17 protein-coding genes are annotated in these 25540 nt (G+C 63.8%); 13 read left to right on the forward strand and 4 right to left on the reverse strand.

The annotated features are described in order from the left end of the window. The first annotated feature begins 4 nt into the window (after nt 1-4). From AB8E48_RS00675 to AB8E48_RS00685, 3 genes are all read left to right on the forward strand, one after another. A complete protein-coding gene (locus AB8E48_RS00675) occupies nt 5-1132 on the forward strand; it encodes an efflux RND transporter periplasmic adaptor subunit (RefSeq protein ID WP_368885415.1) in 1128 nt (375 codons plus the stop codon). Continuing rightward, a complete protein-coding gene (locus tag AB8E48_RS00680) occupies nt 1129-3378 on the forward strand; it encodes an ABC transporter ATP-binding protein/permease (RefSeq protein WP_368885416.1) in 2250 nt (749 codons plus the stop codon). Before AB8E48_RS00675 ends, AB8E48_RS00680 begins: the two co-directional genes overlap by 4 nt. Before the next feature lie 184 nt (nt 3379-3562). Then, the gene (locus AB8E48_RS00685; RefSeq protein ID WP_368885417.1) at nt 3563-7528 is read left to right on the forward strand and encodes an ATP-binding cassette domain-containing protein; all 3966 of its coding nucleotides are present in this window, start codon (nt 3563-3565) and stop codon (nt 7526-7528) included. A 244-nt stretch (nt 7529-7772) separates the two neighbouring features. On the opposite strand, the gene AB8E48_RS00690 is transcribed toward AB8E48_RS00685, so the two are convergent. Next, nucleotides 7773-10298, reverse strand: a complete 2526-nt coding sequence (locus AB8E48_RS00690; RefSeq protein WP_368885418.1) for a DNA topoisomerase (ATP-hydrolyzing) subunit A — start codon at nt 10296-10298, stop codon at nt 7773-7775. A gap of 286 nt (nt 10299-10584) precedes the next feature. Here AB8E48_RS00690 and AB8E48_RS00695 point away from each other — a divergent pair, with 286 nt between their 5' ends. Together AB8E48_RS00695 and AB8E48_RS00700 are read left to right on the forward strand one after the other, a co-directional pair. Continuing rightward, nucleotides 10585-11178, forward strand: a complete 594-nt coding sequence (locus AB8E48_RS00695) for a DUF5998 family protein (RefSeq protein WP_296546206.1) — start codon at nt 10585-10587, stop codon at nt 11176-11178. An 80-nt stretch (nt 11179-11258) separates the two neighbouring features. After that, nucleotides 11259-12539 (forward strand): alkaline phosphatase family protein, encoded by a 1281-nt coding sequence (locus tag AB8E48_RS00700; protein ID WP_368885419.1) that lies wholly within the window; start codon nt 11259-11261, stop codon nt 12537-12539. A gap of 106 nt (nt 12540-12645) precedes the next feature. Here AB8E48_RS00700 and sepH read toward each other — a convergent pair whose 3' ends face one another. Continuing rightward, nucleotides 12646-13857, reverse strand: a complete 1212-nt coding sequence (sepH, locus tag AB8E48_RS00705; protein ID WP_368885420.1) for a septation protein SepH — start codon at nt 13855-13857, stop codon at nt 12646-12648. A gap of 326 nt (nt 13858-14183) precedes the next feature. On the opposite strand from sepH, the gene AB8E48_RS00710 reads away from it, so the two are divergent. The 5 genes from AB8E48_RS00710 (at nt 14184) to AB8E48_RS00730 (ending at nt 17374) form a co-directional block, all read left to right on the forward strand. Next, entirely contained in the window at nt 14184-14483 is a 300-nt protein-coding gene (locus tag AB8E48_RS00710) for a DUF4193 domain-containing protein (RefSeq protein ID WP_005506382.1), read from the forward strand. A gap of 240 nt (nt 14484-14723) precedes the next feature. After that, complete coding sequence (gene dut, locus AB8E48_RS00715) at nt 14724-15170, forward strand: dUTP diphosphatase (protein WP_368885421.1); 447 nt, start codon at nt 14724-14726, stop codon at nt 15168-15170. Nucleotides 15171-15247: 77 nt separating this feature from the next. Further along, on the forward strand, nt 15248-16039 hold the full coding sequence (locus AB8E48_RS00720) for a DUF3710 domain-containing protein (protein WP_070593494.1): 792 nt from the start codon (nt 15248-15250) through the stop codon (nt 16037-16039). Continuing rightward, entirely contained in the window at nt 16039-16578 is a 540-nt protein-coding gene (locus AB8E48_RS00725; protein ID WP_368885422.1) for an asparaginase, read from the forward strand. Before AB8E48_RS00720 ends, AB8E48_RS00725 begins: the two co-directional genes overlap by 1 nt. Beyond that, a complete protein-coding gene (locus tag AB8E48_RS00730) occupies nt 16568-17374 on the forward strand; it encodes a DUF3159 domain-containing protein (protein ID WP_368885423.1) in 807 nt (268 codons plus the stop codon). The genes AB8E48_RS00725 and AB8E48_RS00730 overlap by 11 nt, the downstream gene beginning before the upstream one ends. 102 nt (nt 17375-17476) lie before the next feature. Here the strand turns inward: AB8E48_RS00730 and AB8E48_RS00735 are convergent, their stop codons facing one another. Then, entirely contained in the window at nt 17477-18130 is a 654-nt protein-coding gene (locus AB8E48_RS00735) for a potassium channel family protein (protein ID WP_005506372.1), read from the reverse strand. Then, the gene (locus AB8E48_RS00740) at nt 18131-19021 is read right to left on the reverse strand and encodes a TrkA family potassium uptake protein (RefSeq protein ID WP_368885424.1); all 891 of its coding nucleotides are present in this window, start codon (nt 19019-19021) and stop codon (nt 18131-18133) included. A 193-nt stretch (nt 19022-19214) separates the two neighbouring features. Here AB8E48_RS00740 and AB8E48_RS00745 point away from each other — a divergent pair, with 193 nt between their 5' ends. The 3 genes from AB8E48_RS00745 (at nt 19215) to dxs (ending at nt 25489) form a co-directional block, all read left to right on the forward strand. Beyond that, a complete protein-coding gene (locus AB8E48_RS00745) occupies nt 19215-21359 on the forward strand; it encodes an APC family permease (protein WP_368885425.1) in 2145 nt (714 codons plus the stop codon). Nucleotides 21360-21548: 189 nt separating this feature from the next. Then, on the forward strand, nt 21549-23198 hold the full coding sequence (locus AB8E48_RS00750) for a class I SAM-dependent RNA methyltransferase (protein WP_368885426.1): 1650 nt from the start codon (nt 21549-21551) through the stop codon (nt 23196-23198). 218 nt (nt 23199-23416) lie between these two features. Next, nucleotides 23417-25489, forward strand: coding sequence for a 1-deoxy-D-xylulose-5-phosphate synthase (gene dxs / locus AB8E48_RS00755; protein WP_368885427.1), 2073 nt, complete (start codon nt 23417-23419; stop codon nt 25487-25489). Nucleotides 25490-25540: the final 51 nt, after the last annotated feature.

The raw sequence follows: 25540 nt of genomic DNA on the forward strand, positions 1-25540 counted from the left end.
CGCCATGACCACTCACACGAAAAACCAAAACAGCGGGCACCGCTTCAGCGAGCGCATCGCCCGACCCCGCGTGCTCCTGCTGCTGGCTATCCTCGCCATCGGCTCGCTCATGCTGTCCTTCTACCTGGGCACCCGCTACGCCGCCACGGGCCCCGACCCGACCGTGCAAGCGAAAACCGTGATTCCGGTCTGGGCGAAGGTTGAAGAACGCACCGTCAGCGAGGGCCTCGCCATTGCCGGAACCACCAAGGCCGGGGAGACCGCCCCGATTAGCGCGCGCACCAACGGTGAGCCGGTGCTCGTCTACCAGAACCAGAAGCCCGGCAACGTGCTCAAGGCCGGTGACTTCATCGGCATTATTGGCGCCGACCCCATCTTCGTGCTGGAAGGGCCGCTGCCGCTGTACCGCGACCTCAACCTGGGCGATAACGGCGACGACGTGCTCGCCTTCCAGAAGGCACTGAACTCCGCCGGGTACGCCACCGCTCAGAGCGGCACCGTCACCGAAGACACCCTCGACGCAGTCACGCGCCTGCACCGCGCGCACCTGACCGGCGTGCCCAGCGAAGGGGTCACCAGCATTGCCCGCAACAACTACGCGATTCTGCCCGCAGGTAGCCACACCGTCACCGCAGTTGCGGCAGTCGGCCAGCTCATTAACGACGGCAACCCCATCGCGAGTGTAGAAACCAGCGAACCCTACGTGGAATCCAGCGTTGAGCTCTCCGTTGCCAATAAGCTCAAGGCCGGCGACCGCGTTAGCCTGCGCACCTCCACCGGCAGTGTGGAGGGCACCATCACCAGTATTGGTGAGCTGCAGAACGACCCCTCCAAGGGTGCGGCAAAGAGCGTGCGATTCAGCGCCGACGACCCGAGCAAGCTCACTCCGGGGCAGAGCGCATCCATCACCAGTAAGGGCAACACCTCAACCACCCTCGCCGTGCCGACTACCGCGGTACGCCAGGACTCCCAGGGCACCTACGTGCTCGTTGAAAAGGGCGGAAGCTCCACCTCGACCAGCAAGGATGCGCCCTCCACCGAACGAGTCAACGTTGAGGTTCTACGCACCGCCGGCGGATACGCCGCAATCAACGCAAACCTCAGCACGGGACAGAAGGTGCTTGTCTCATGAGCCGCCGTAAGAGAACCCCAGACGCAAGCCCAGGACGTGCGCCTACAGTTGCGCCCAACGTAGCGTCCGCCGCTACACCTGCCGCCGGGCTCGGTACCGCGCCCGCTATTGAAATGCACGGCATTACCCGTGTTTTCGAGGGGAGCGAACGAGCAGTCCTCGACCATCTCGACCTGGTGGTGGAACGCGGCGAATTCCTCGCCATTATTGGTCCGTCGGGCTCCGGTAAATCAACCCTGCTCAACGCCATTGGCCTGCTCGACACGCCCACCAGCGGAACCTACAGCCTCTTCGGCAAAAACACGGAAGGACTCAGCGACAGAGAACGCGACGAAATGCGCCGAGACCACCTCGGCTTCATCTTCCAATCCTCGAACATGCTGCTGGACGAAACCAGCACGACCAACGCCTCCATGGGTCTGCGCGTGCAGGGCGTACCCTACAGCGAGCGCCTGCAACGCACCGAAGAAACCCTAGAATTTCTGGGGTTGAGCGACCGCGCCAGCATCCGCACCCGCTACCTCTCCGGCGGCGAGAAGCAGCGCTGCGCCATTGCTCGTGCCCTCGCCACGCGCCCGCCGCTGATTCTTGCCGACGAGCCCACCGGCAACCTGGACAGCCACAATAGCGCCAAGGTCATTGAGATTTTGCAGCGCATTAACGCGACCGGCTGTACCGTGCTGGTTATTACCCACGACCCGGAGGTTGCCGCCGCCGCCCGCCGTGTGATTCGCATTGAGGATGGGCAGTTGCACGAGCAGAGCCGCGCCGACTTGGCTACGGTGCCGGTCGCTGAGGTGCCGGTTGCCGAGGCTGTGCCGGTTGCAACGGACACCCCGGCAGAAGCCACGGTTGGTGCCCCGGTAGATGCTACCACCAGCCTCGCACCGGGGGAGAAGCCCGCTACGCATCGCCGCGGAAGCTTCCTCACCGACGACAGCATCGAGGCGATTTCCGCGCTCACCTCACGACCGCTACGCACCCTGCTACTGGGTCTGTCCTTCGCGCTGGGCGTGGGTGGACTCATCAGCGCCTCCGGCATGAGCGAATCCGCCAGCTACCAGGTGAACCAGCGCCTGCTCGGATCCGAACAATCCACGCTCTACATCAGCGACAGGGACAATGACCAGAACATGCTCGGAACCTACCGGCAGGGCGAATCCGCGCAGAATGTTGCCGACCGCATTAGCGCGCTGGACTACGTGAAGAACACCGGGTTCGTCAGCAGCGTGGCACCCGCCGACGTGCGAATCACCCGGTTCAGCCCCTACGAGGACGAACCCAAAACGGCGATTGGTCTCAGCTCCACCTCGAAGACCCGGCTCGAGCAAATCGGTGCCCGCATGAACCCCGAAACCCTGCGTGCGCTCGAACAGATGAACTCGACCCTCACCCAGCAGAACGTTGCTGACCGTGAACGCTCCGAGCAGCTCTCCGGCGCTATTGTGTCGGTCTCCGCTGCCCGCGCCCTCGGCATTATTCCCGAAGATAAGGCTGCAGATAACGCCACAACCGAGCCCAGGCCCGGCGAGCTACCCGCCGTCGACTACGGCATTAAGCTCGGTGGGTTGCCGCAGGTGGCACCCGGTGTGAGCATCTGGGTGGAAGGTCAGCTGATGCCGGTCATCGGCCTCTTCGACCCCGGCAATAGCGGCTACGAATTTAGGAACACGGTCATTGTCTCGCCGGGCACACTTCAGCGCACCGGACGCGGCCAGGTCACATACATTGCCGAAACCGAACGGGGCTACGGCAAAGCGGTCGCCAAGGCAATTCCGCTGACCCTCAAGCCCGCTGAACCCAGCCAGATCAACGTGGAAACCCCCTCCGACCTGCAGAGCCTACGCGCGTCCATTGCCTCGGATCTGGGCCTGTACGTGGGTGTGCTCTCCGGTATTCTGCTGGTGCTCGCCTCCCTCTCGGCGGCAACCGCAATGTACCTGTCCGTGCAATCGCGCACCGCAGAGATTGCGCTGCGCCGCGCCATCGGATCGAGTAAATGGCTGATTGCCCGCATCTTCCTCATGGAAGGCGTCATGCTCGGCGTGCTCGGCGGCTCCATCGGCGCCTGCTCCGGCATGATTGCGACGATTATTCTTTCGCTCGTGCAGGGCTGGCAGGCGGTTCTCTCACCCGGATTCGTGGTGCTCGGCGTGGGCGTTGGCGCCCTTACCGGTCTGGTGTCTTCGGCGTACCCGGCGTGGGTAGCGTCCCGCAAGAGCCCCGCCGACGCGATGCGCGGCTAGAGTGAGCGCCGGGTGAGGACCAACCAATTACCTGAAACCTGACTGGTCAAATAGGTATTAGATAGCCCAAACCTTAAAATAAGGGGAGGTAAAAACACCAGAGACTAGGTCAAAGGACAAAATCGTGAGCCGAACGCACACACCGCGCCACGCTGACAAACATCAGAACACAGAGGCCCCAGAGGTGGCCGAAGGAAAGCGCAACGACCGCGCTGACCGTCGCCCGCCTCTGGGCCCTGACGCCCGCAAAACCCTCAGCACGTTCGGCATCATCACCGCCGTGCACACCCTCGCAACGGTGCTTTTCAGCGCCGCCCTCGCCGTGATTATTGCCCGCGCGGCGCACGCCGGATTCGCCGCTGTCGCCGCCGAACACGCGCGCCTCAAAGAGACGAGTGCACCGGACGTGTACCGCGCCTACATTGAGTTCTCGGGCTCCGCCCAGGCACAGCTGGAGGCGCACGGCGGCTGGCTGCTCGGCCTCGGCGGTATCTTCGGTGACGGTGACGCCATCACCCCCGGCCTGATTGCGGTCGCCGTGGTTGCGCTACTTGTCCGCTCGGGTACCGACTACCTGCTGGCTGTGAGCGCGCAGCGTGCCGCCTCCGGGGCGAAGTCTCAGATTCGTTCCGCGCTGCTCAAGCGCGTGCTCGCCACCGGTGGCGCGGACACCCCCGAGGGTACCGGCGCAACCGCTGTGCTACTGTCCCGAGGCCTGAACGCCCTGGATGACTACTACACCAAGACCCTGACCGCGTTTGTTTCCACCGCGGTTGTGCCGGTCCTGCTGTGGATCGTGGTGGCGTCCCTGGACATGATGAGCGCCCTGGTGCTGGCGTGCACCCTGCCGCTCATTCCGGTGTTCATGATTCTGATCGGTAAGAACACCCGCGACGAAACCGCGGAAGCGCAGGCTGAACTGCACCGCCTCTCCGACCATATTCTGGAGCTGGTGCGCGGCCTGCCCGTCATTATCGGTCTGGGCCGCGAACGTGCACAGACCCGCGCCATGAACGCCCTCGGCCAGCGTTACCGCGAACGCACCATGCAGACCCTGCGTAGCGCATTCATGTCTTCGCTCGCGCTGGAGCTCATCACCACCATTTCGGTGGCGCTGATTGCTGTGCTGATTGGTGTGCGCCTGGTCAACGGCACCCTGGGTCTGGACACCGCAATTCTCGTGCTGCTGCTGGCTCCCGAATGCTACCAGCCGCTGCGTGATGTGGGTGCCGCCTACCACCAGTCGGAGGACGGCGTTGCCGCCCTGCGTAGCGCCCAGAAGATTATTGATGCGCCCCTGCCCGCCGCCGCTGCGGACTCGGCAGAGCAGAGTGCAGCATCGCAGAAGGCTCAGCCTTCCACCATCACCGTTGAGGACCTGTCGGTCAGCTACCCGGCGCGTCCTGCCGTGGTGACTAACCTGTCTCTGAACCTGAACCGTCGCGTTGCCACCGCCAACGGTGAGCGCGGCGCGGTTATTGGCGTGATGGGTGAATCCGGCTGCGGCAAGTCCACCCTGCTGAACGTGTTCTCCGGTGCCGTGCGTGAGGGCCTGGTGCCCACCGGCTCGGAGGAGCCCGTGCACCTGACCGGTAGCGTGACCGGCCTGGGAACCACCCTGGTCATTCCGCAGTCGCCGGTCTTCACCGCACCGACCGTGCGGACCGAAATGGCTCTCTACGCACTCAGTGCCACTGAGGCGGAGCGTGAGCGCGCAGCCGTTCTGCTCGGCGATGCGATGGACTCCAAGAAGCTGTCCGTCACCGATGCCGAGTCGGCGCTGCTGGTTGGTCCGCTGGCTCAGCTGGGCATGGAGAAGCTAACCGCCCTTGAACCCGGTGCCCTCAGCGCAGGTCAGGCGCGCCGCCTCGCCGTGGCACGCACCCTGGCTCGTGCCGAGGCTATCTACCGTGTCGGCGGTGAGCAGACCGTGCTGACCGTCCTGGTGGATGAGCCGACCGCGCACCTGGACGCCTACTCGGCATACCTGGTGACCCGCGCCCTGCACCGCCTGGCGGAACTTGGCGCAACCGTGCTGATTGTGACCCACGAGCAGGAGCTTGCCGCTGGCTGCGACACCCTCGTTCGTGCTGTGCAGACTGCCCAGGGCTACACATGGACCGCCGAGGCGAACACCGCCTGCGTGCCCGTGCCTGCCGAAGCCCCCGCGCACCTGCTCAAGGACAGGGAAGAGTACGAGGCTGAAAGCACCGCCCCGGCGGGCGCCTCCGCAGCTGCCGAGGTCAAGGAAGCCGAGCCTGCCGGCCTGTTCGCAAGCCTGCGCACCCTGAAGGAACTGACCGGTATCGGTGTTCGCGCCGCAACCGGCCCGGTGATCATGGCTGCGATTACTTCCCTGATGGCTGCTGCACTGACCGCGCTGTCCGGCTGGCTGATTGTTCGCGCCGCCGAGGGCCCGGCAATGATGTACCTGATGGTCGCCATTGTGGGTGTGCGTTTCTTCGGTCTGGGTCGTGCCTGCGCCCGCTACGCTGAGCGTCTGATGACCCACTCGAAGGTTCTTGCCGCCGCGAATATTCTGCGTCTGCGCGCCTGGGTTGGCGCATGGCAGAGCGTGAGTAGCGTGCGTGCCCTGCTGCGTGGTGACGCGCTGCTCGAACGCCTCGTCGGCGGTATTGATGAGCTGCGTGACGGCGTGCCGCGCGTTATTATTCCGCCGGCTGCGCACCTGCTGGTCATGACCGCGGCGCTGATTACGACCGCGTGCATCCTGCCGCAGGCTCTGGTCCCGGTCCTGCTTGCCGTGCTGGTCAGCACTTTTGTGGCTCCGTGGATTGTGCTCCGCGCCGATGCCCGTGCGGAGGCGCTCGCTCGCCGCTCCACCGCGCAGATGCTGCGCCTGGGTACCGGCATGCTCTCGGCGGCTGAGGACCTGCGCGCTAACGGCGTGGCATCCACCGCTGAGAAGGCTAACGGCGCCCTGGACGCCGAGAACCTGTCCGCCCTGCAGAAGGGCTCGACCGCGCAGGGTGTGGGCCGTACTCTCGTGACCCTGAGCTGGTTCGGCGCGGCTCTGGCGAGCGCAATCATTGCGTACCCGCTGGCTGTTGACGGCACCGTGCGTGCCCCCGAGGCGGCGATTGTGGTGCTGCTGTGCACCGGCATGTTGGAAAGCTCCCTGGGCCATGTTGAGGCGGTCCGCTCCTGGCCCGCGTTCAGCCGCCTGCTTGCGACGATCGCCCCGAGCGTGCGCGATGTATCCCTGGAGGGTGTTGTCGCCACCTCGACTCTGAAGCGTTCCGTGCCGACCGAGGCTGAGGTGGACACTCACGTTCTGCCGCGTCGTGCTGAGCGTCTGCGTGCCCGCGCGGAGGCTGAGATGGAGGAGCTGCTAGAGGCTGACCGTCAGCGTGCCCAGCGTTTTGCCCGCCCCGAATCTGCGGCTGGTTCTAAGAGCGATACCCCGCGCCCGCCGAAGCCCGGCGAACCCACCCTGGTCAGCTGCGGTACCCCGCAGGAGCTCGGCGTGAAGGTCACTGAGACTGATCCCGCCCTGAGTCTGCAGGACGCTGCCGCCCGCTGGCCCGGTATGGATCACCCGGTCTTCACCGATCTGAACATGAACGCCCGTGCGGGCTCCTGGACTGCGGTGACCGGCCCCTCCGGCTCCGGTAAGTCCACGGTGCTTGCGACCGTTCTGGGCTTCTTGCCGCTGGAGTCCGGCCGTGTGCTGGCTTCCGGTGAGGTCCTGGAGGGCGAGCAGCTGCGCGGCTACGCGGCGTGGTGCCCGCAGGCGGCGCATATCTTCGAGTCGACCCTTGAGGGCAACCTGCTGCTGGCTCGTGACCGTTCGGATCGCCCGAGCGAGGAAGAGCTGGTTGAGGTTCTTCGCCGTGTGGGTCTGGGCGAGTGGTTTGACGCTCTGCCTCAGGGCCTGCGAACCCCGGTGGGTGCTGGCGGTTCGTTCCTGTCGGGTGGTCAGCGTCAGCGTCTGGCGGTGGCTCGTGCCCTGCTGGTGAACTCGCCGGTGCTGCTGCTGGATGAGCCGACCGCGCACCTGGACGCCGAGTCTGCTCGCGCGCTGATGGCTGACCTGGATGCTGCGACCCGCTCCAGCTCCGTGGCTACGGTTCTGGTATCGCACCGTCCTGAGGATATTGCCCGCTGCGATGAGGTGGTTCGCCTCTAGCGGCTGCCCTCTAACAGGCGGCGGGGCGCGCCGATGATGTGCCCCGGAAGGACGCCCTAGAAGAGCACCTCAGAAAAACGCCCCTAGAAAAAATAGTGTGCATGGGAATGCCCCGGTACTTCACGAAAGTACCGGGGCATTTCTGCATTTGGAGTTGTGGCGATTTAGCTACCGTCTGGTGGCTCAATCGGTCGTTGAGAAGCGGGCAGTAGCGCCGTCACGAAAGGCGCCGCCTTGAATGCGCCTAGAAGAGCTTTTCACCCTCCGGGCTAACCGCCAGCGCCGCGGAAACCGCCGCGTAGTTCGGGCCAATCACGCCGATGCTCTGGGTGAGCATCACACCGGAACCGTCGCGGGCACCGTGCTCAGTCGGCAGGGAACGAGCCACACCGCCGGAGGACGCCGCCTTCGCCGGGCCCATGCCCACCCACGCCAGAGCCAGCTGGCTCTCACCGGTGAGGAAGCGGTGCGCACGCACACCGCCGGTTGCGCGGCCCTTCTGCGGGTACTCGCTCAGGGCGGTGACCTTGGCGCTCGCCAGTCCGTCCTTGCCGTTGGTGACGGTTACGACCTCCGCCGCGTCGCCGGGCGCGGTCACGCCCAGGGCAATCACACGGTCGCCGTCGGCAAGCTTAATGCCTGCGATACCGCCGCCGGCACGTCCCTGCGGGCGAACCTTGGTAGCGTCGAAGGTCAGCAGCTTCGCGTCGCGGGTGACGAAGGTGAGCACCGCATCGTCGGTGGGGCAGGGGGCGGCGGCTACGATTTCGTCGCCGTCCTTGAGCTTCATGATGTCCCACTCGGTCTGGTTCAGCGGGTAATCCGGGTTGAGGCGCTTGATGACGCCGCCCGCGGTAGCCATCGCCAGCACCGTGTTCAGCGGTACGAGGGCGACCAGCTTCTCACCCTTGGCGAGCTGAACCAGCTCGGCTGCCTTCACCGCCGACGCCATGGAGGGGGTGCCGCCGTTCTCGTCCAGCACCGCAATGTCCATGACGGACAGACGCACCATGCGTCCGGCGGAGGTGACGGCACCAATCTCGCCGCGCGCGGTGGTCGGCACAATCGAAGCGAACACGTCGTGCTTGAAACGCTTGCCGGGATCCACGAGAGCCTCACGGATGGGCTTGCCGGGGGTGCGTCCCATCATGCCGGAGGCGGAGAGCAGCACCCAGCAGGGCTCGTCGGCAATCTCGAGGGCGAGGCCCAGGCTCTTCTTCGCCTTGGACTGCGCGGTGACCGCCTCGATGGCGACCTGCATATCGTCCTTGGTCTTGAGCTGGGTGCGGCGGTCGGTGCCGTAGCGTTCGGCGACCTCTGCGAGCTCTTCGGAGACCAGTTCGCGCAGCGCCGCATCGGAGCCGAGGATACGCTGCAGTTCCGCGATTTCCTGCTGCAGGGTGTCGCGTTCTGCTTCCAGTTCCAAGCGGGAGTACTTGGTGAGCTGGCGCAGGCGCAGCTCCAGAATGTGGTTCGCCTGGGTGTCGGTCAGGTCGAAGACGACCTTCAGCTTTTCGCGTGCCTGAGCGGTCTCGTCAGACTCACGAATAATCTGGATGACCTCGTCAATGTCGAGAATCGCCACGAGCAGGCCCTCCACCAGGTGCAGGCGGTCGGTGCGCTTGCCCAGGCGGAATTCGGTGCGGCGGCGGACCACGTTCAGGCGGTGGTCAATGTACACGCGCATCAGGTCGAGCAGGCCGAGGGTCTGCGGCTGACCGTCCACGAGCGCCACGTTGTTAATGCCGAAGGAGTCCTCGAGCGGGGTGTGCTTGTAGAGGGCGGCGAGCACCGCCTCCGGGTTGAAGCCGTTCTTGACCTCGATGACGAGGCGCAGGCCATTGGTGCGGTCGGTCAGGTCGACCACGTCGGAGATGCCGGTGAGCTTCTTGGAGTTGACGCCGTCCTTGATCTTTTCGATGACCTTTTCGGGGCCGACCATGTACGGCAGTTCGGTGACGACAATGCCCTGCTTGCGGGGGCTGACCTGCTCGATGGAGACCTTCGCACGGGTCTTGAAGGTGCCGCGGCCGGTTTCGTAGGCGTCACGGATTCCGCTCAAACCCACGATGGTACCGCCGGTGGGCAGGTCGGGGCCGGGAATGAACTTCATGATGTCTTTGAGGCTCGCCTCGGGGTGCGCGATGAGGTGGCGGGTGCCGGTGATGACCTCGCGTAGGTTGTGCGGCGCCATATTGGTTGCCATGCCGACCGCGATGCCGGTGGTGCCGTTGACGAGCAGGTTCGGGAACGCGGCGGGCAGCACGGCGGGCTGCATGAACTGGTTGTCGTAGTTGGGCACGAAGTCGACGACGTCTTCTTCGAGGTCCGCGGTGAGCGCCTGCGCGGCGGGTGCCATGCGCGCCTCGGTGTAGCGGGCGGCCGCCGGGCCGTCGTCGAGGGAGCCGAAGTTACCGTGACCGTCAACGAGGGGCAGGCGCAGCGCGAAGGGCTGGGCGAGGCGCACCATCGCGTCGTAGATGGCGGCGTCGCCGTGCGGGTGGAGCTTACCCATGACCTCGCCGGTCACGCGGGCGCTCTTGACGTGGCCCTTATCGGGGCGCAGACCCATCTGCTGCATCATGTAGAGGATGCGGCGCTGCACGGGCTTGAGGCCGTCGCGGGCGTCGGGGAGGGCGCGCGAATAAATCACCGAGTAGGAGTATTCCAGGAAGCTGGTTTCCATCTCGGCGGATACGTCGATGTCGACGATATTCTCTACCACATCCACCGGGTAGTCGCTGACGGCGGATTTGGATCGGCGAGCCATATATCTCCTCGTGTCGGTGTGTTTTCGCTCCTCCTATTTTAGCGGGTGGTAGCGGATGAGACGGGCTGGTTGGTCGGCGTCATCTGTGGGGTGCGCCAAGGCGGTTGCGGGGCAGTAACCGAAGCATACCGGGGGATTGCACACCGTCATATGAGCCTGTATTAGCGTGGTCAAGTAGCACAGCCCGGCTGGAACCCTCTAAGGTAGAGGGGAGTAATACCTAACCGCCCTCATCGTGTGCGCCGACCGACGTCGCCTCATGAGGGCACCGCACGAAAGAGGTACGATGTACGCCACCACCCCCGAACGCGAGCAATTGGTCGCAGACATTAAGCATGCCGGTTTCTACCCCGACCTCGTGCTGGAAGTGGTGGATGACGCGCTGGCGGGCATGAACCCGGACGCGCACTTCGTACAGCATGAAACCCACTTCTCCCGCGATGATTTTCACCGCCACATCACCGTGATGGTGCTCTGCGGCGAGCACGTCATCTTTGCGCACCTGGACGACCAGCACCTTGAAGGTGACGCGCAGGGCACCGTGGCGCATGTGAGCGTGGAGGCGGTGCACCTGAGCGCTCTGAACGCGGTCACCATCAGCTACGGTTTCAGCCAGCCGCAGGGGTACAACGCCGGTAGCACCGCCCCGACTGAGATTTCCTTCCAGATTGCCTGGACCGGCTCCCTGCACATGGAGCTGGCGCCCGCCGGTTGCCAGGATCCGCAGTGCAACGCCGACCACGGCTTCACCGGTGATGCGCGCCGCGAGGACATTGCGGTGCGTGTGTCTGCGACCGCTGACGGCCCGGAGTCGGTTCAGCGTGCGCAGCATTTTGCGCGTGCCCTGCACCGTGCCCGCATGTACGCAACCCGCCGATAAGCACCGGCATCCCGCGCCTGCACCCCGACGGCGCTTGCGATTAGCGCTCGTCACACCCCTGAGAGACCCGAGAGGAACCTATGACGGCCCCGTCCCGCACCGAACAGCCCACTCTGCACGATGTTCTGGGCGCGCCGTTGCCTCCCGCGCCCGCCTACGGCAGCAATAGCATCGCCGATGTGCTGGAGTCCGCCTCCTCCCTGGTGGCTCAGCGAAGCCTGGCGCGCCCCGCGCACGCCCTGGATTCCGACCCGGCGTTCAACTCTGCAGCCGACCCGCTGAACCTTGCCGGTCGCCTCGCGGAGCATGACGTTGACCCGGCGTCGTTCCGTCACACCTGCGTGGTGATGGTGGATGGCCTGGGCGAGCAGCTCATCAACAGCTACGGCGGCTACGCGCCCGCCCTGCGTAAGACCCTGAACCTGGGCCCGCTGGATGCCGCGTTCCCCACCACGACCGCCGCATCCCTGACTTCGTTGGGTACCGGCACGGCACCCGGCGCGCACGGCATCGCCGGCTACGAGGTACGCAACCCGGCAGGTAACGGGGGAGCGGGCTCGGTCATGAACCACCTGTCCGGCTGGGACCAGTCGGTGGACCCCCACACCTGGCAGCCGCTGCCGACCGTGCTGGAACGCCACCATACGAACCGCCGCGTGCTCACCATTTCGCTGGGCAAGTACCGCGGCACCGGCCTGACCGAGGCTGCGCTGCGCGGCGGCGACTTTGTGGATGCCGTCGGCTATAACGCCCGCGTCACCTACGCCCTGGAGGCGCTCTCCAGCCGCACCCCGACCACCGTGTACCTGTACTGGGGCGAGATTGATGCGGCGGGCCACCGCTACGGCGTGGGCAGCGACGAGTGGCTGCAGCAGCTGGAGGAACTGAACTCGGCTCTGAAGCGTCTGGCGGAGCGCGCCCCGGCATGGGCGGCACTCTTCGTGACCGCCGATCACGGCATGGTGAACGTGCCCGAACACCAGCGCATCGACTACTCCGGCGTTGAGGAGCTGACCCGCAACATTGCGATGACCGCCGGTGAGCCGCGCGCCGTGCACCTGTACCTGGAAGACACCTCGGAGGCGGCACGCACCGCCACCGCTCAGCGTTGGGCGCAGTACTGGGGCGAGCGCGCCTGGGTGATTGACTCGCGCGAGCTGATGCGTGCCGGCTACTTCGGCCCGGTCATCACGGATGCGGCACGCGGCCGCATCGGCGACCTGATGGTGTGCGCTCGCGACGACTGGGCGCTGTACGATATGCGCCACTACCAGGAGCGTGCCCTGCACATGGTTGGTCAGCACGGTTCGCTCACGGACGCTGAGCGTCTGGTGCCGTTGCGTATGCTCAAGACCTTCTAAAATCTCAGCATTCTAAAACGCTAGAGGACATACAGAAAACCGCTGGTTATTCGGGTGAATAACCAGCGGTTTTCGTATGTCTAAATACCCTTGCTCGGGCGGTCGCTTACTTGCGGCCGCCAAAGATGATGTCGTCCCAAGCGGGAACGCTCACGCGCTGCTTCTTCGAGGAGGAGGGCTTGGGCTTCTCCTCGGCAGGTGCTTCAGCAGCTTCTGCAGGCGCGGGCTCAGCCGGTACCTTAGCAGTCTCTGCGGCGGGTGCGTGCTCGCTGTAGTCTTCCGGTGCCGGATGCGCCGCGGGGGTGTGTGCGGCGGGTGCGCCGGTCAGCGGGCCGCGAGCAGATGCGGCCTCGGTGGGTGCCGGAGCTACGGGAGCCTCAGCCTTCGGAGCCTCTGCGGGTGCCGCAGGCTCTGCAACGGGCGCTACGGGAGCCTCAGCGGTGGGGGCCTCAGCCTTCGGAGCCTCTGCGGGCTCAGCCGGTGCTACAGGCTCAGCGGGCTGAGCGGACTCGCGGTGCACAAACACCTCGGGCTCCTCAACCTGGGCGGGGCGCACCGAGCGGGCACGCTCCAGGAGCTCCTTGAGCTTACGCTCATCAGCACTCTCAGAAGAAGTAATGGGTGCCGGTGCGGGCTCGGGTGCCTTCGGGAGGCGGGCGGGAGGAACCTCCACGGGAGCCTTCTTCGCGGCGGCGGCAACAGCGTCCTCACTATTGCCCATCAGGAAGTATGCCGCCTCATTCGACGCGTACAGGCCCTGGTTCGCGGGGTTGTATACCCAGCGTGCGGGGAAGACGACCTGCGCGGGCAGGTTCTGACGCACCGAATCCTTCAGCGCAATATCAAGCTCAACGCGCCACTGGCCGTTCTCCTGCTGGCGGGTGGTCCAGTCCTGGGTTGCCTCCTCAAAACCGTAACGCTCGGAGACTTCCTCAATGCGGGCGCTCAGGGTCACCGGAATCTGTGCGGTACCCGAAGCGGAGCTGCGGCGACCAATCTTCACGTTCTGAGCGGCACGAATAATGTGGGCACGCTCAGCCACGATCGGCCACTCGTAGCGGCGCACGCGCTCCGGCTCCCAACCGGACTCTTCAGCGATTTCCTCAACGGAGGCACCCTGACGGAAACGGGTCTGAATATCGCGCGGGCCGTAGGTGCCCTTAGCGCCCAGACCGCGGGCAGGCTGAATACGGCGAGCCTTGGTGATGCTCGTGCGCAGGTTCGCGTCAATCGGCAGCAAGAAACGGGTGCCGTCAGCAGACTCAAGCACCAGATTTTCGCCGTCATCGTGAACGCCAATCAGACGCAGTTCAAGCATGAGAACCTCCATAGGTGAACCGGACGCGTTCGTGAATGTGTTGCACGGAACGCAAACTACCTTCCAGGGTACCGTGAAAGCGCGGTAAATCAGTAGCGGAGGCGGGATTTTCCCCAAAAAAAGATGTACTTTTCGGACCGAAAAAGCTAGAATGTGACGCCTAAATCGTCCAAAGCCTACCCAGGATTAGACAAATAGGGTGCCAATGGTGAACAATACCTGGCATGCCGTCGGGATTAAATCCCCACCAGCGGCACCTAGAGCACTCATTAAACCAGCGTGGCCCAGTTCAACACACAGCCACAGAACCAACGGAGCGTGAAAGTTTGGCAACTGATTACGATGCACCTCGCAAGCAGGACGAAGAGCAGAACGAAGAGTCCTACGAGGAGCTGAACGCCCGCCGTTCCGAGATGCAGTCCGGTGCGGTGGACGAAGACGAGAACAGCGCAGCAGAAAGCTTCGAGCTGCCCGGTGCTGACCTCTCCAACGAGGAGCTGAACGTTGTTGTTCTGCCCGCTCAGGACGACGAGTTCACCTGCGCATCCTGCTTCCTGGTACGCCACCGCTCGCAGATTGCACGCGAAGAGGGCGGCCTGTCCTACTGCATCGAGTGCGAGGGCTAATAACTTACGGGAAGGGCTAACACCCACCCGACCTACACCTCATGACGGGGCGAGTGCCGAGTGCACCCGCCCCGTTGAGTATGTGAAAGCCGCGCACAAAAAACAGCGCCGCGTCGCACCCAACACGGCACACCGCCGCACGCGCTGAACGCGAACACGCAACGAAAACACCCCGCAGTAGAGCCTCAACACAGCGCGAGGTGATGGCACAGACACCCGCGAAAGGTTAGAGTATTGACCATGATGACCCCCGTAAACGTCCACATTAAGCTGCTCGACCCCGAGCTGCCCGCACCCGCCTACGCAAAGCCCGGCGACGCCGGCGCTGACCTGCGCTCCCGCATCGACTTCGAACTGGAACCGGGCGAACGCGCCCTCGTCCCCACCGGCGTGGCAATCGCCCTGCCCGAAGGCTACGTTGGTCTGGTGCACCCGCGCTCCGGCCTGGCGATCAAGAACGGCATCACCATTGTGAACGCACCCGGCACCGTTGATTCCGGCTACCGCGGCGAGCTGATGGTCACCCTGCTCAACACTGACAAGACCAAGTCCTTCCACGTGCAGCGCGGCGACCGCATCGCCCAGCTGATCATTCAGAAGTACGAGCACGCAACCTTTACCGTGGTTGACGAACTGGATCAGACCGAACGCGGCTCCAGCGGCTTCGGTTCCAGCGGAATCCACTAGTCTGCTCTCACCGCGAAAACCGCACGAGAGAAGAGAAGAAACCCCCGCACCCTGCGTGCGGTGAAAGTAGGAATACCATGTTCGGATTTGGTAAGAAGAAGCGCGCCGAGGAGGCTGAAAAGGCCGCCATCGACAAGGCTGTCGCCGAAGAGGTCGAAGAGACCAACGTCGAGGTTGAGGAGCTGAAGGAAGAGGAGAACTCTCCCGAGGTCATTAAGTACGACCGCGTCAACGGCCCCCACGACATTGAAGAAGTCACCGCCGAAGACCTCGAAGACTACGTCGACCTGGGTGCGCTGCGCATCAAGCTGCTCGACGGCATGAACCTGCGCCTCGAAACCGACGACGCAACCGGTGCCGTCATCGCCGCAACCATCACCCGCGACGGCGCAACCCTGCAGGTGCAGGCATTCGCCGCACCGCGCACCACCGGCATCTGGGATGACATCCGTCACGACCTGACCGAGTCCGTCGCCTCCCAGGGCGGCAACGTCGAAATCTACGCCGGCGTGTTCGGTGCCGAGATGCTGACCCGCCTGCCCGCCTTCACCCCGGACGGTCAGCCCGGCGAGCGCATCGCCCGCTTCGTGGGTGTGGACGGCCCCCGCTGGTTCTTGCGCGGCGTGATTTCCGGCGCGGCTGTGCTCGGCGACGATAAGGCTGCCGCCTCCGTGGAGGAAGTCTTCCGCACCGTCGTGGTGGACCGCGGCGACGACCCGCGCCCGCCGCGCGAACTGCTGCCCATGACTCTGCCCGCCGACCTGGTTGTGGCTGAGGAAGAGCCCGCCGTGGAAGAAGAGACCGAGAACGAGCACAGCAAGCTGCGCCCGATGCCTCGCCGCGGCCCTGAGATTACCGAGATTGGCTAATGCCTGAGTTTTCGAACTACCCGAGTGCGCTCGCGGTTCCTGAGGAGCAGATTCTTGCTCCCGGGTACCCCGAGCGCTTTCGCGTACGCCTTGCCGGACGCGTGGAGCAGGTGTGGTTGCCTGCGCTGCAGGATAAGCCGATGTACCGTGCCGAGCTGGTGGTGGCGAAGTCGAAGCCTCTGCAGTGGTCGAGCCCGTTGGCGCTGATTGGCATGCCGATTGTGGAGCCGCCCGGTGAGGATTTCGAGGAGGAATCTGAGGAAGCCGAGAAGCAGCACCATCTGAACACGGCGTCTTTGGCGACCGTGGCGGTGCAGGATCAGCACGAGGTGTCGTTCCCGCCCTATGCGCCGTTCAATCCGGGGGACCGGATTCTGCTGAAGTGGCAGGGGCAGCGGATGGTGCCCGGTGTGCTTGCCGGTGCGCTGTTGCGTTGTTCCGGTGTGGTGTCGGTGCGGGCTCATCAGCCGGTGATTTATAACCCGCGCTATGAGATTGTGCCGCAATTCTTTGCTGAGAAGGGAAAATATGAGCGCTGAGCAGTCTTCGACCCAGCCCGACCCGAACGCTAACCCCGCAACTAACCCGGCTGCTGACCCGGCGCGGGAGGGGAACCAGTTTGCGCAGAGCCTGAGCGCCTCCATGGGCGCGAATATGCGCCGCACCGCCAACGGTGACGTGGACATTCTGCACGCTATCGGCGGCTGGCGCGGCCTGGTGGAGTCTTCTCTGCCCGCGGTGGCGTTCCTGGTGCTGTTCACCGTGACGAAGGAACTGAACCTGTCCCTGATTGCGGCGCTGGCTGCGGCGGGTGTGTTCACGCTGGTCCGTCTGGTGCAGGGCTCTAAGCTGGTGAGCGCACTGACCGGTCTGGTGGGCGTGGCAATCTGTGCGTTTGCGGCGTACCGTACCGGTAATGCGAGCGACTACTTTGTGGTCGGTTTCTGGACGAACGGCGTGTACATTCTGGCGTATCTGCTGTCGATGCTGGTGCGTTGGCCGCTAATGGGTCTGATTTTCGCGGTCATTCGTGGCGAGGCGTTGAGCTGGCGTCAGAACCCGGTGCGCCTGCGCCAGTACATGCTTGCCACCTGGATTATTACCGTGCTGATGATGCTGCGTCTTGCCGTGCAGGTGCCCCTGTACTTTGCCAATAACGTGGAGGCGCTGGGTGCGACCCGCCTGGTGATGGGACTGCCGCTGTACGCTTTGGGCGTGTGGCTGGCGTGGCGCGTGTCGGCTCCTGAGGAGGCGCTGGTGAGCGAGGATTCGGAGGCGCCGAACGCTGAGGAAGCTGAGGTAGCTGACAGCGTTGAGGGTTCTGAGAACCGCTAAAACACACCCCAGCAACTTCATAGAAAACTTTATAGAAGTTACGCGAAAGCCCCGGTACCCGTAACCGGGGCTTTCGCCTACCCAAAAACTTACGTATAAACGCTACGCGAACAGCGCGCGAATCTGATCCTCACCGGCAATGGTCGTGATAAAGAACAGCTCGTCGCCGCCCTCAATTGCCACGTCGGCGCTGGGCGGAATCGGGGCGCCGTCACGCAGAATGGCGGTGAGCACCGTATCGACGGGCCACTGCACGTGGTCCACGCGGTAACCGATGACGGGGTGGTCGTCGGGCACTGTGTATTCGGCGAGGGTCGCGCCGCCGGCCTGCAGGGTCAGCAGGCGCACCACGTCGCCGACTTCCACGGCTTCCTCAACGAGGGCGGTCATCAGACGCGGGGTGGACACGGCAACGTCCACGCCCCAGGAGTCGTCGAAGAGCCATTCGTTACGCGGGTTATTCACGCGCGCCACGGTGCGCGGCACACCGAACTCGCTGCGCACCAGCAGGGACACCATCAGGTTTGCCTTGTCGTCACCGGTTGCGGCAACGACCACGTCCGCCTTGTTCGGGTGCACCTGGCGCAGCACGGACAGCTCGCAGGCGTCACCAATATGCCAGCGCACGCCGGGCAGGTCAGCGCGCTTCTTGACTTCGGGTTTGGAATCGATGATGGTCACGTCGTGGCCGTTCATCATGAGTTCTTTAGCGATGGAGGCACCCACGGAGCCGGCACCAACAATGAGGACCTTCACTTACTTCTCACCTTTCGAGGAGTCACGATGGCGGCCGATGAGTTCGAGGGGGTCGGGCAGCTCCGGGGGAGTGTCACCGAGATGGAATTCGTGCTCGACAACGGGGGTTTCGTTGCGCTCCTGCTCGGGGGTGATCGTCACGCCGGATTCGGCGGGCTTCTTCGGAGTGTGGGGGTGTTTGCGGTGACCGGATGCGGGGGCGTAGTCCGCTTCCATTTCTTCATCTTCAACGCGCGGCGGGCGGGAGAGAATGCGGGTTACGTCCGCAACGTCGTCGGTGCGCATCATCACGTGCACGCTATCGCCCTGCTGGTAGGCGGAATCGGGGCGGGGGAGCATGCCCTCACCAAAGCGGGTGATGTAGGCGATGCGCACCCCGGCGGCACGTTCGATGCTGGTCAGCGCGTGGCCAGCCCAGCCGTCGTCGAGCGGAATTTCGGTGAGCATGAGGCGGCCAGAGGGTTCGCGGAAGTCGCCCTTGAGCGCCTGCTCGGGCAACAGGCGGCGTAGCACCTGGTCGGTGGACCAACGCACAGACGCCACCGTAGGAATGCCCATGCGCTGGAAGAACTCGGCACGGTTCGGGTCGTACACACGCGCCACAACGTTTTTGACCTTGAACATTTCGCGGGCGACGCGGGCGGCAATAATGTTCGAGTTATCGCCCGAAGAGACGGCGGCAAAAGCGTACGCCTCGGTAATGCCGGCACGCTTGAGGGTGTCCTCATCAAAACCAACACCGGTGACCAGGCGGCCTTCAAAACCCTTACGCAGCGGCTGGAATGCGCGTTCGTCCTGGTCAATGACGGCGACCGTATGCCCTGAAGCTTCCAGAGTGCGCGCCAGCATGACGCCCACGCGTCCGGCACCCATAATGACGAAGTGAGGCATACATCCCTCCGAATGTTGATGATTTGTGCTGATAAGGCGTTACCGTCTACCTCTACCAGTGTAATGGGCGGGTGGGGTTCCGCGCCGATGCCCCGTGATATTCCGCTCGCAATGCCCACTATTCGGCTGAATAAAATTGAGCTTTGAAGCCGCGACCGATAGCCTTAACAGCGTGAGGAATCGTTGGGATAGGATGCGCATCGCCCTGACCGGTCAGCCGGTCAGCACGCGAAATCTTTCGGCAGTCGCGCTGCCGAAGCGCTACGCCCTGCCTCTTTTCGGTGCCGACGGCATCTCTTCGGTCGCCTATGCCGCCGACCAGATGATTTTGACCCTTGCCGCCGCGGGTGCGTCTGCGCTCGCTTTTTCGCCCTGGATTGGTTTGGGCGTGGCGATGGTGGGTCTGCTGGTCATTGGCACGTACCGCTACAACATTAATCAGATTGCTTCTGAGGGCGATATTCAGCTGGTGCACCGCAAACTGGGTGCGCTGCCGTCGATTGTGATGGGTGCTTCGTCGCTGATGGACTATACGCTCACGGTGGCGGTGTCGATGTCTTCGGCATCCTCGTTTTTGGTGGCGTTGTACCCGCAGATTCAGGATTGGCGCACGCTCATTGCGGTGCTACTCATCGTTGCCCTGACGTTGTTTGCGCTGCGCGGCGTGCAGCTGCTGGGCAAGATTGCGTACTGGCCGCTGTACGTGTTCTTAGCGCTGTTGGGAGCCACCTTTATCGTGGGTTGGATTCGTGCCGCGACGGGTACCCTGCCGTTGGCTGAGTCGGCGACCTATGTGATTGCCCCCGAGCTCGAGACCCACTCGCTGGAGGGTCTGGCGCTGATGTTGCTTCTGGCGCGTTCTTTCTCCGCCGGTTTGGTGGCGTTCTCGGGTGTTTCGACGATTTCTAATTCGGTGAGGTATTTCCGCCGCCCGAAGAAATATAATGCGGCGATCACCATGATGATGATGGGCGTCATTACCTCGGTTCTGTTGGTGAGCCTGCTCGGTTTTGCGGCGGCAACCCGCGTTCACATGGTGCACGATACGACCCGTTTCTTGTTCATTGACGGGCACACGCCGGGGGAGTACTTCCACCAGAAGCCTGCGCTGTACCAGGTGGCGTTGGCAATTTATCAGGGTGCGCCGTTCTTTGCGCAGCTGCTGGTTTTTGCCACGGTGGGCGTGCTGATTATTGCCTCGCTGACCGCGTTTACGGGCTTCCCTGTGATTGCTTCGTCGCTGGCTGATTACCAGTACCTGCCGGTGTTCTTCCGTAGCGTGGATTCGCGCGGCCTGTACGCGAACGGTGTGCTGGCGCTGTCGGCGATTTCGATTTTCCTCACTACCGTTTTTAATTCGGACGTGTATTCGCTGATTCAGCTGTACATCGTGGGCATGTGCCTGTCGATGGTGCTGGTGCAGCTGGCGGTGGTGCGCTATCGCATGCGTCTGCTGCGCATCACCCTGGCACAGATGCCGCGCCGCGCCCTGCTGCGCGATATTGCGGTCTCTGCGGTGGGTGTGATTGTGACCGCCGCGGTGCTGGTCACCGTCGTGGTGACGAAGTTCGCCGCCGGTGCGTGGCTCTCGCTTGGAATGATTGCCCTGATGGTTGGAGGTATGGTTGTGACTCGCCGCCACTACGATGCGGTGGATGCCGCCCTGGACATCCCCCTGAACGCTGAATCCGTTGCGGATGTGGCGGCCCTGCCTTCGCGTGTGCACGCCATCGTGTACGTGGAGCGTGTGCGCCGCCCGGCGGTTCGCGCCCTGTCCTATGCCCGTGCCGGTCGCCCCTCCACGATTGAGGCGCTGACGGTCAACAACGACCGCGCCGCCCTGGAGGTCGTGAAGAAGCGCTGGTACGCCCTGGGCATTCCGGTGCCGCTGTCGGTGATTGATTCGCCGTACCGTGACACCGTGGAGGCGGTCGTCTCGTATATTCGCCGCCGCCGCAAGAAGTCGCCCCGCGATATTTTGGTGGTGTACCTGCCCGAGTTCGTGGTGGAGCACTGGTGGCAGCGTCTTCTGCACCGCCGCACGGTGCGCCGCCTCAAGCAGGCGCTGTTGCACGAGCCGGGCGTGATGACTGCGACCGTGCCGTGGGCGATGCACGAGGACGAAGTGTACGACGAGATTTTTGATCAGCGCCTGCAGGGCAAGGATGCGGCTACCAACGATTCGACCGCAGAGGTTGACGGTTCTACGGAAGCAGTCGCCCCGAACGTGACCCGTTCTGCCGGTGGTGGCCGCGAGCTAATCCAGAGTAACCGCCACGCCGTGTACCGCGGTCGCCTGCACGAGGCGGATGCCGTGGCGCGTGAGAAGAAGCGCTAGCCGTATCGGCTAAGCCGGTTTCTGCGCCTCCGTACACCCCGTACGTAGCCTCGTACATCCCCTCGAATAGCGCCTGGACTTTGCCCTTTACGCCCTATTCGGCACCCCTTGCGGGGCGTCGGAATCGGAGTAAAGGTACAAACCGGTGTAAAATAATTCACATTAAGTGATTCTTTAGGAGACAATGCTGTGACTCACCCTGCTACCACGCCTGCCGCCTCCAACAACGTAGACGGATACAGCGTCGGGCAGACCCTCACCGTCACCTGTGAGGCACCCGCGCACGGCGGCGCTTTCGTAGCGCGCACCGAACAGGGCGTCATCTTTGTGCGTCATGGCATCGTCGGCGAACAGGCAGAAGTGCGCATCACCGCAATTGGCCCCAAGCGCCGCTTCTACTTCGCAGATGTTGTCTCCGTACCCGTACCTTCCCTGGCACGCCGCCCCCACCCCTGGATTCAGGCGGATGCGCTCGCCACCGAAGAGGAACGCGCCGCAGCCACCGGCGTACCCGAACTGCTCGGCGGCATGGAGTACGGCCACATCAACCTGGATGAGCAGCGACGCTACAAGACCGATATTGTTCGCACCCAGATTAACCGCCTGGGCGGCCTGCCGCTCGAATCGCCCCTGCTGACCAACCTCATGGTTGAAGAGCTGCCCCTGCGCGATAACAGCGAGGGTCTGTCCTGGCGTACCCGAGTGCGCTACAACGTGACCAAGGTCCGCGCCCAGCCCGGCAACGAGCCCGGCGACCAGAAGAACGGCGGCAAGAAGAGCCCTGCCGTCACCTGGCGCATCGGCATGCACCCGTACCGCGCCTCCCAGCCCGTACCGGTTGTCGACTTTCCCCTCGCCGCCACCGAACTGCGCAACCTGCAGCTCGAGGAGCTGAACCTGCGCGGCGTACGCGAAGTCGAGGCGACCGTCTCCTCCCGCGGCAGGGTCCTGCTGCAGTTCATCGTTGACCCCCGCTTCTCCATCGAAGAAGTCGCCAAGGACATCGAACAGCAGGCATCCGACGCCTGGGGACTGCTCGCCAAGCGCAAGATTTCGCTCTTCTTCACCCCGCAGTCCACCTCCAACGGCAAGCCCAAGCGCCGCCGCCCCGGCTCCTCCCACACCCCCTACCGCCGCGTACCCGAAGGCGACCAGCTGCTCGGTGCGGGCCTGCGTTCCGTCACCGAAGAAGTCACCTTCGGCTCTCGTCGTTTCAGCTACCAGGTGTCCGCCGGCGGCTTCTGGCAGATTCACCGCGCCGCCCCCTCCACCATGGTCGGCACCATGCTCACCATGCTCCGCCCGCAGGAAGGCGAATGCACCCTCGACCTGTACGCCGGTGCGGGCCTGTTCACCGCCGCGCTCGCGGACGCCGTGGGCGCCACCGGCACCGTCGTGAGCATTGAGGGTTCGCCGGTGACCCATAAGGATGCGCGTTCGAACTTCGCGCCGGATGGTTGCTCCCGCACAGAGAACTCCGCGAACACCCGCATCGAGGTGATTCGCGGCGACGTGGCACGCCACCTGGTGGATCTGAAGACCGCCCTTGAGTTCGGTGAAATCCCCGCCATTGATGCGGTGATCCTGGACCCGTCCCGTGAGGGCGCGAACCGAACCACCCTGGAACGCCTGGATGCGCTGGACCCCAAGCGTATTCTGTACGTGGCGTGCGACCCGGCATCCCTGGGTCGTGACACCGGTATTTTGCGTGAGCTGGGTTGGGATATGGTGCAGCTTCGGGCGTTTGATATGTACCCGAATACGCATCATGTGGAGTCTGTTGCGCTGTTTGAGCGTGCCCCGGCGAAGCCTCGTCCGCGCCGCCGCCGCACCAAGTAGAGCGTAGCTAGTAGCCGTAAGTAGATAATCACCGTGTTGGGTTGGCTGGACTGTTCACCAGCCAGCCCACTAGGGGTTATTTCAGACCGTTTTCACTCAACCCGGTGCGTCTTGCTCTGCGGGCGCATAAATCTGCTTTTTGGCACCGTAAACGGTAGAATCATTGAAGAACCAACGCACGGAATGAGCCGTGCCCCGACCTTGAGGAGTGTGGGTGTATGTCCGCTGAAAACGCATTGCCGCAGGAGGAGACCCCGAATAGCGCCGCCGGTGGCGCACCCACCGCAGACTACAGCATTGGCGACGGTGCCACTGCTAAGTTACTCCCGGGTATTCAGTCCCCGGCGGATCTGCAGAACCTCAGCTACGAGCAGCTGGAGGAGCTCTCCAAGGAGATTCGCCAGTTCATCGTGACGAATGTGTCGGCAACCGGCGGTCACCTGGGCCCGAACCTGGGCGTTGTGGAGCTGACCCTCGGCATTCACCGTGTTTTTGAATCTCCCAAGGACAACATTCTATTTGACACCGGCCACCAGTCGTATGTGCATAAGCTGGTGACTGGTCGTCACGCGTTTAAGACTCTGCGTCAGAAGGGCGGCCTGTCGGGTTACCCGGACCGCGGCGAGTCTGAGCACGACATTATTGCTTCTTCGCATGCCTCCAGCTCGATTTCGTGGGCTGATGGTATTTCTCGCGCGCATAAGCTCAACGGTGAAGATGACCGCTACACCGTGGTTCTCATTGGTGATGGCGCGCTGACCGGTGGTATGGCGTGGGAGGCTGTGAACAATATTGCTGCTGACCGCACCCGCAAGGTCGTGATTGTGGTCAACGATAATGGCCGCTCCTACGCGCCGACCATTGGTGGTTTTGCGAACCAGCTGTCTGAGCTGAAGCACGGTGTGCAGCAGCAGGTGGATCGTGTGCGCCTCGACCACCGCTACGACCACGCGCTGGATGCAGTGCGCATCGGTCTGCAGCGTGGCGGCCCGGTCGGTCAGATGGTGTACCGCGGCCTGCACGGCATGAAGGCGGGCATTAAGGACGTCGTCGTGCCCAAGGGCATTTTTGAAGACCTGGGCATGAAGTACGTGGGCCCGATTGACGGCCACGACCAGCAGGCTGTGGAGAACGCACTGACCGCGGCGAAGAACTACGCCGGCCCGGTCATCGTGCACGCCATTACCGAGAAGGGCCACGGCTACGCACCCGCCCGTGCAAACAAGGACGACCAGTTCCACGCGGTTGGTCCGATTGACCCGCTGACCGGTAATGCTGTCTCCAAGAGCACCGCCGAGTCGTGGACTAGCGTTTTTGGCCGCGAAATCGCAGATATTGCGGATGAGCAGGAGAACGTCGTCGGCATTACCGGCGCGATGCTCATTCCCGTGGGTCTGCGCGAATTCCAGAAGCGCCACCCCGAGCGCGTTATTGACGTAGGTATTGCTGAGCAGCACGCCGTGGCGATGAGTGCCGGCTTGGCGTACGGCGGCATGCACCCGGTGGTTGCCCTCTACGCGACTTTCCTGAACCGCGGCTTTGACCAGCTGCTCATGGACGTTGCCCTGCACAAGGCGGGCGTGACCGTGGTGCTGGACCGCTCCGGCATTACCGGCCCGGACGGCGCAAGCCACCACGGCATGTGGGATTTGGCGATGCTGCAGTTCATTCCGGGTCTGCACCTGGCGGCTCCGCGTGATGGCGCGACCCTGCGCGAAGAACTGCGTGAGGCTGTCGCTATCAACGATGCCCCGACCGTGATTCGCTACCCGAAGGGCTCCGTGGGCGAGGACATTCCCGCCCTGGAGCGCCGCAGCGACGGTGTGGACGTGCTGGCACGCACCGGCGAACCCCACCCGGAGACCGGTCAGCGTGACGTACTTTTCGTTGCCGTGGGCGCTATGGCCCGCGTGGCTCTGGAAGCCTCCAAGGTGCTTGCCGCCGAGGGTATTCAGTCCACCGTGGTTGACCCGCGCTGGGTGATGCCGGTGCCGCCTTCGGTCATTGAGCTGGCTCGTGACCACCGCATCGTGGTGACCATTGAGGATGGCGTGCGTTCCGGCGGCGTGGGTTCGCGCATCCGCCAGGAAATGCGTGCGGCTGGCGTGGATACCGCGCTGAGCGAGCTGGGTCTTCCGGCGGAGTTCATTCCGCATGCTTCCCGCGAAGAGATTCTGGAAGAGGTCGGTCTGACGGCGGAAACCATCATTGCGGATCTGCGTGCGCAGCTGGCCGGCGATAAGGTGCCGTTCGCTCGTGAAGAGGGCCAGAAGCCGCGCCACACCCGCTAAGCGTTCCTGTCTGCGCTTCCCTCAGCGGTAGGCGCGCTCTAGACAGCACAA

This window comes from Rothia mucilaginosa (assembly GCF_964211445.1).
GTDB classification, from domain to species: domain Bacteria; phylum Actinomycetota; class Actinomycetes; order Actinomycetales; family Micrococcaceae; genus Rothia; species Rothia mucilaginosa_E.

Excerpts from the sequence above, each read along its gene's own strand:
- AB8E48_RS00675 (WP_368885415.1), top strand. The coding sequence starts at position 5 with ATGACCACTCACACGAAAAACCAAAACAGCGGGCACCGCTTCAGCGAG.
- AB8E48_RS00680 (WP_368885416.1), top strand. The coding sequence starts at position 1,129 with ATGAGCCGCCGTAAGAGAACCCCAGACGCAAGCCCAGGACGTGCGCCT.
- AB8E48_RS00690 (WP_368885418.1), bottom strand. The coding sequence starts at position 10,298 with ATGGCTCGCCGATCCAAATCCGCCGTCAGCGACTACCCGGTGGATGTG.
- AB8E48_RS00695 (WP_296546206.1), top strand. The coding sequence starts at position 10,585 with ATGTACGCCACCACCCCCGAACGCGAGCAATTGGTCGCAGACATTAAG.
- AB8E48_RS00700 (WP_368885419.1), top strand. The coding sequence starts at position 11,259 with ATGACGGCCCCGTCCCGCACCGAACAGCCCACTCTGCACGATGTTCTG.
- sepH (WP_368885420.1), bottom strand. The coding sequence starts at position 13,857 with ATGCTTGAACTGCGTCTGATTGGCGTTCACGATGACGGCGAAAATCTG.
- dut (WP_368885421.1), top strand. The coding sequence starts at position 14,724 with ATGATGACCCCCGTAAACGTCCACATTAAGCTGCTCGACCCCGAGCTG.
- AB8E48_RS00720 (WP_070593494.1), top strand. The coding sequence starts at position 15,248 with ATGTTCGGATTTGGTAAGAAGAAGCGCGCCGAGGAGGCTGAAAAGGCC.
- AB8E48_RS00725 (WP_368885422.1), top strand. The coding sequence starts at position 16,039 with ATGCCTGAGTTTTCGAACTACCCGAGTGCGCTCGCGGTTCCTGAGGAG.
- AB8E48_RS00730 (WP_368885423.1), top strand. The coding sequence starts at position 16,568 with ATGAGCGCTGAGCAGTCTTCGACCCAGCCCGACCCGAACGCTAACCCC.
- AB8E48_RS00740 (WP_368885424.1), bottom strand. The coding sequence starts at position 19,021 with ATGCCTCACTTCGTCATTATGGGTGCCGGACGCGTGGGCGTCATGCTG.
- AB8E48_RS00745 (WP_368885425.1), top strand. The coding sequence starts at position 19,215 with ATGCGCATCGCCCTGACCGGTCAGCCGGTCAGCACGCGAAATCTTTCG.
- dxs (WP_368885427.1), top strand. The coding sequence starts at position 23,417 with ATGTCCGCTGAAAACGCATTGCCGCAGGAGGAGACCCCGAATAGCGCC.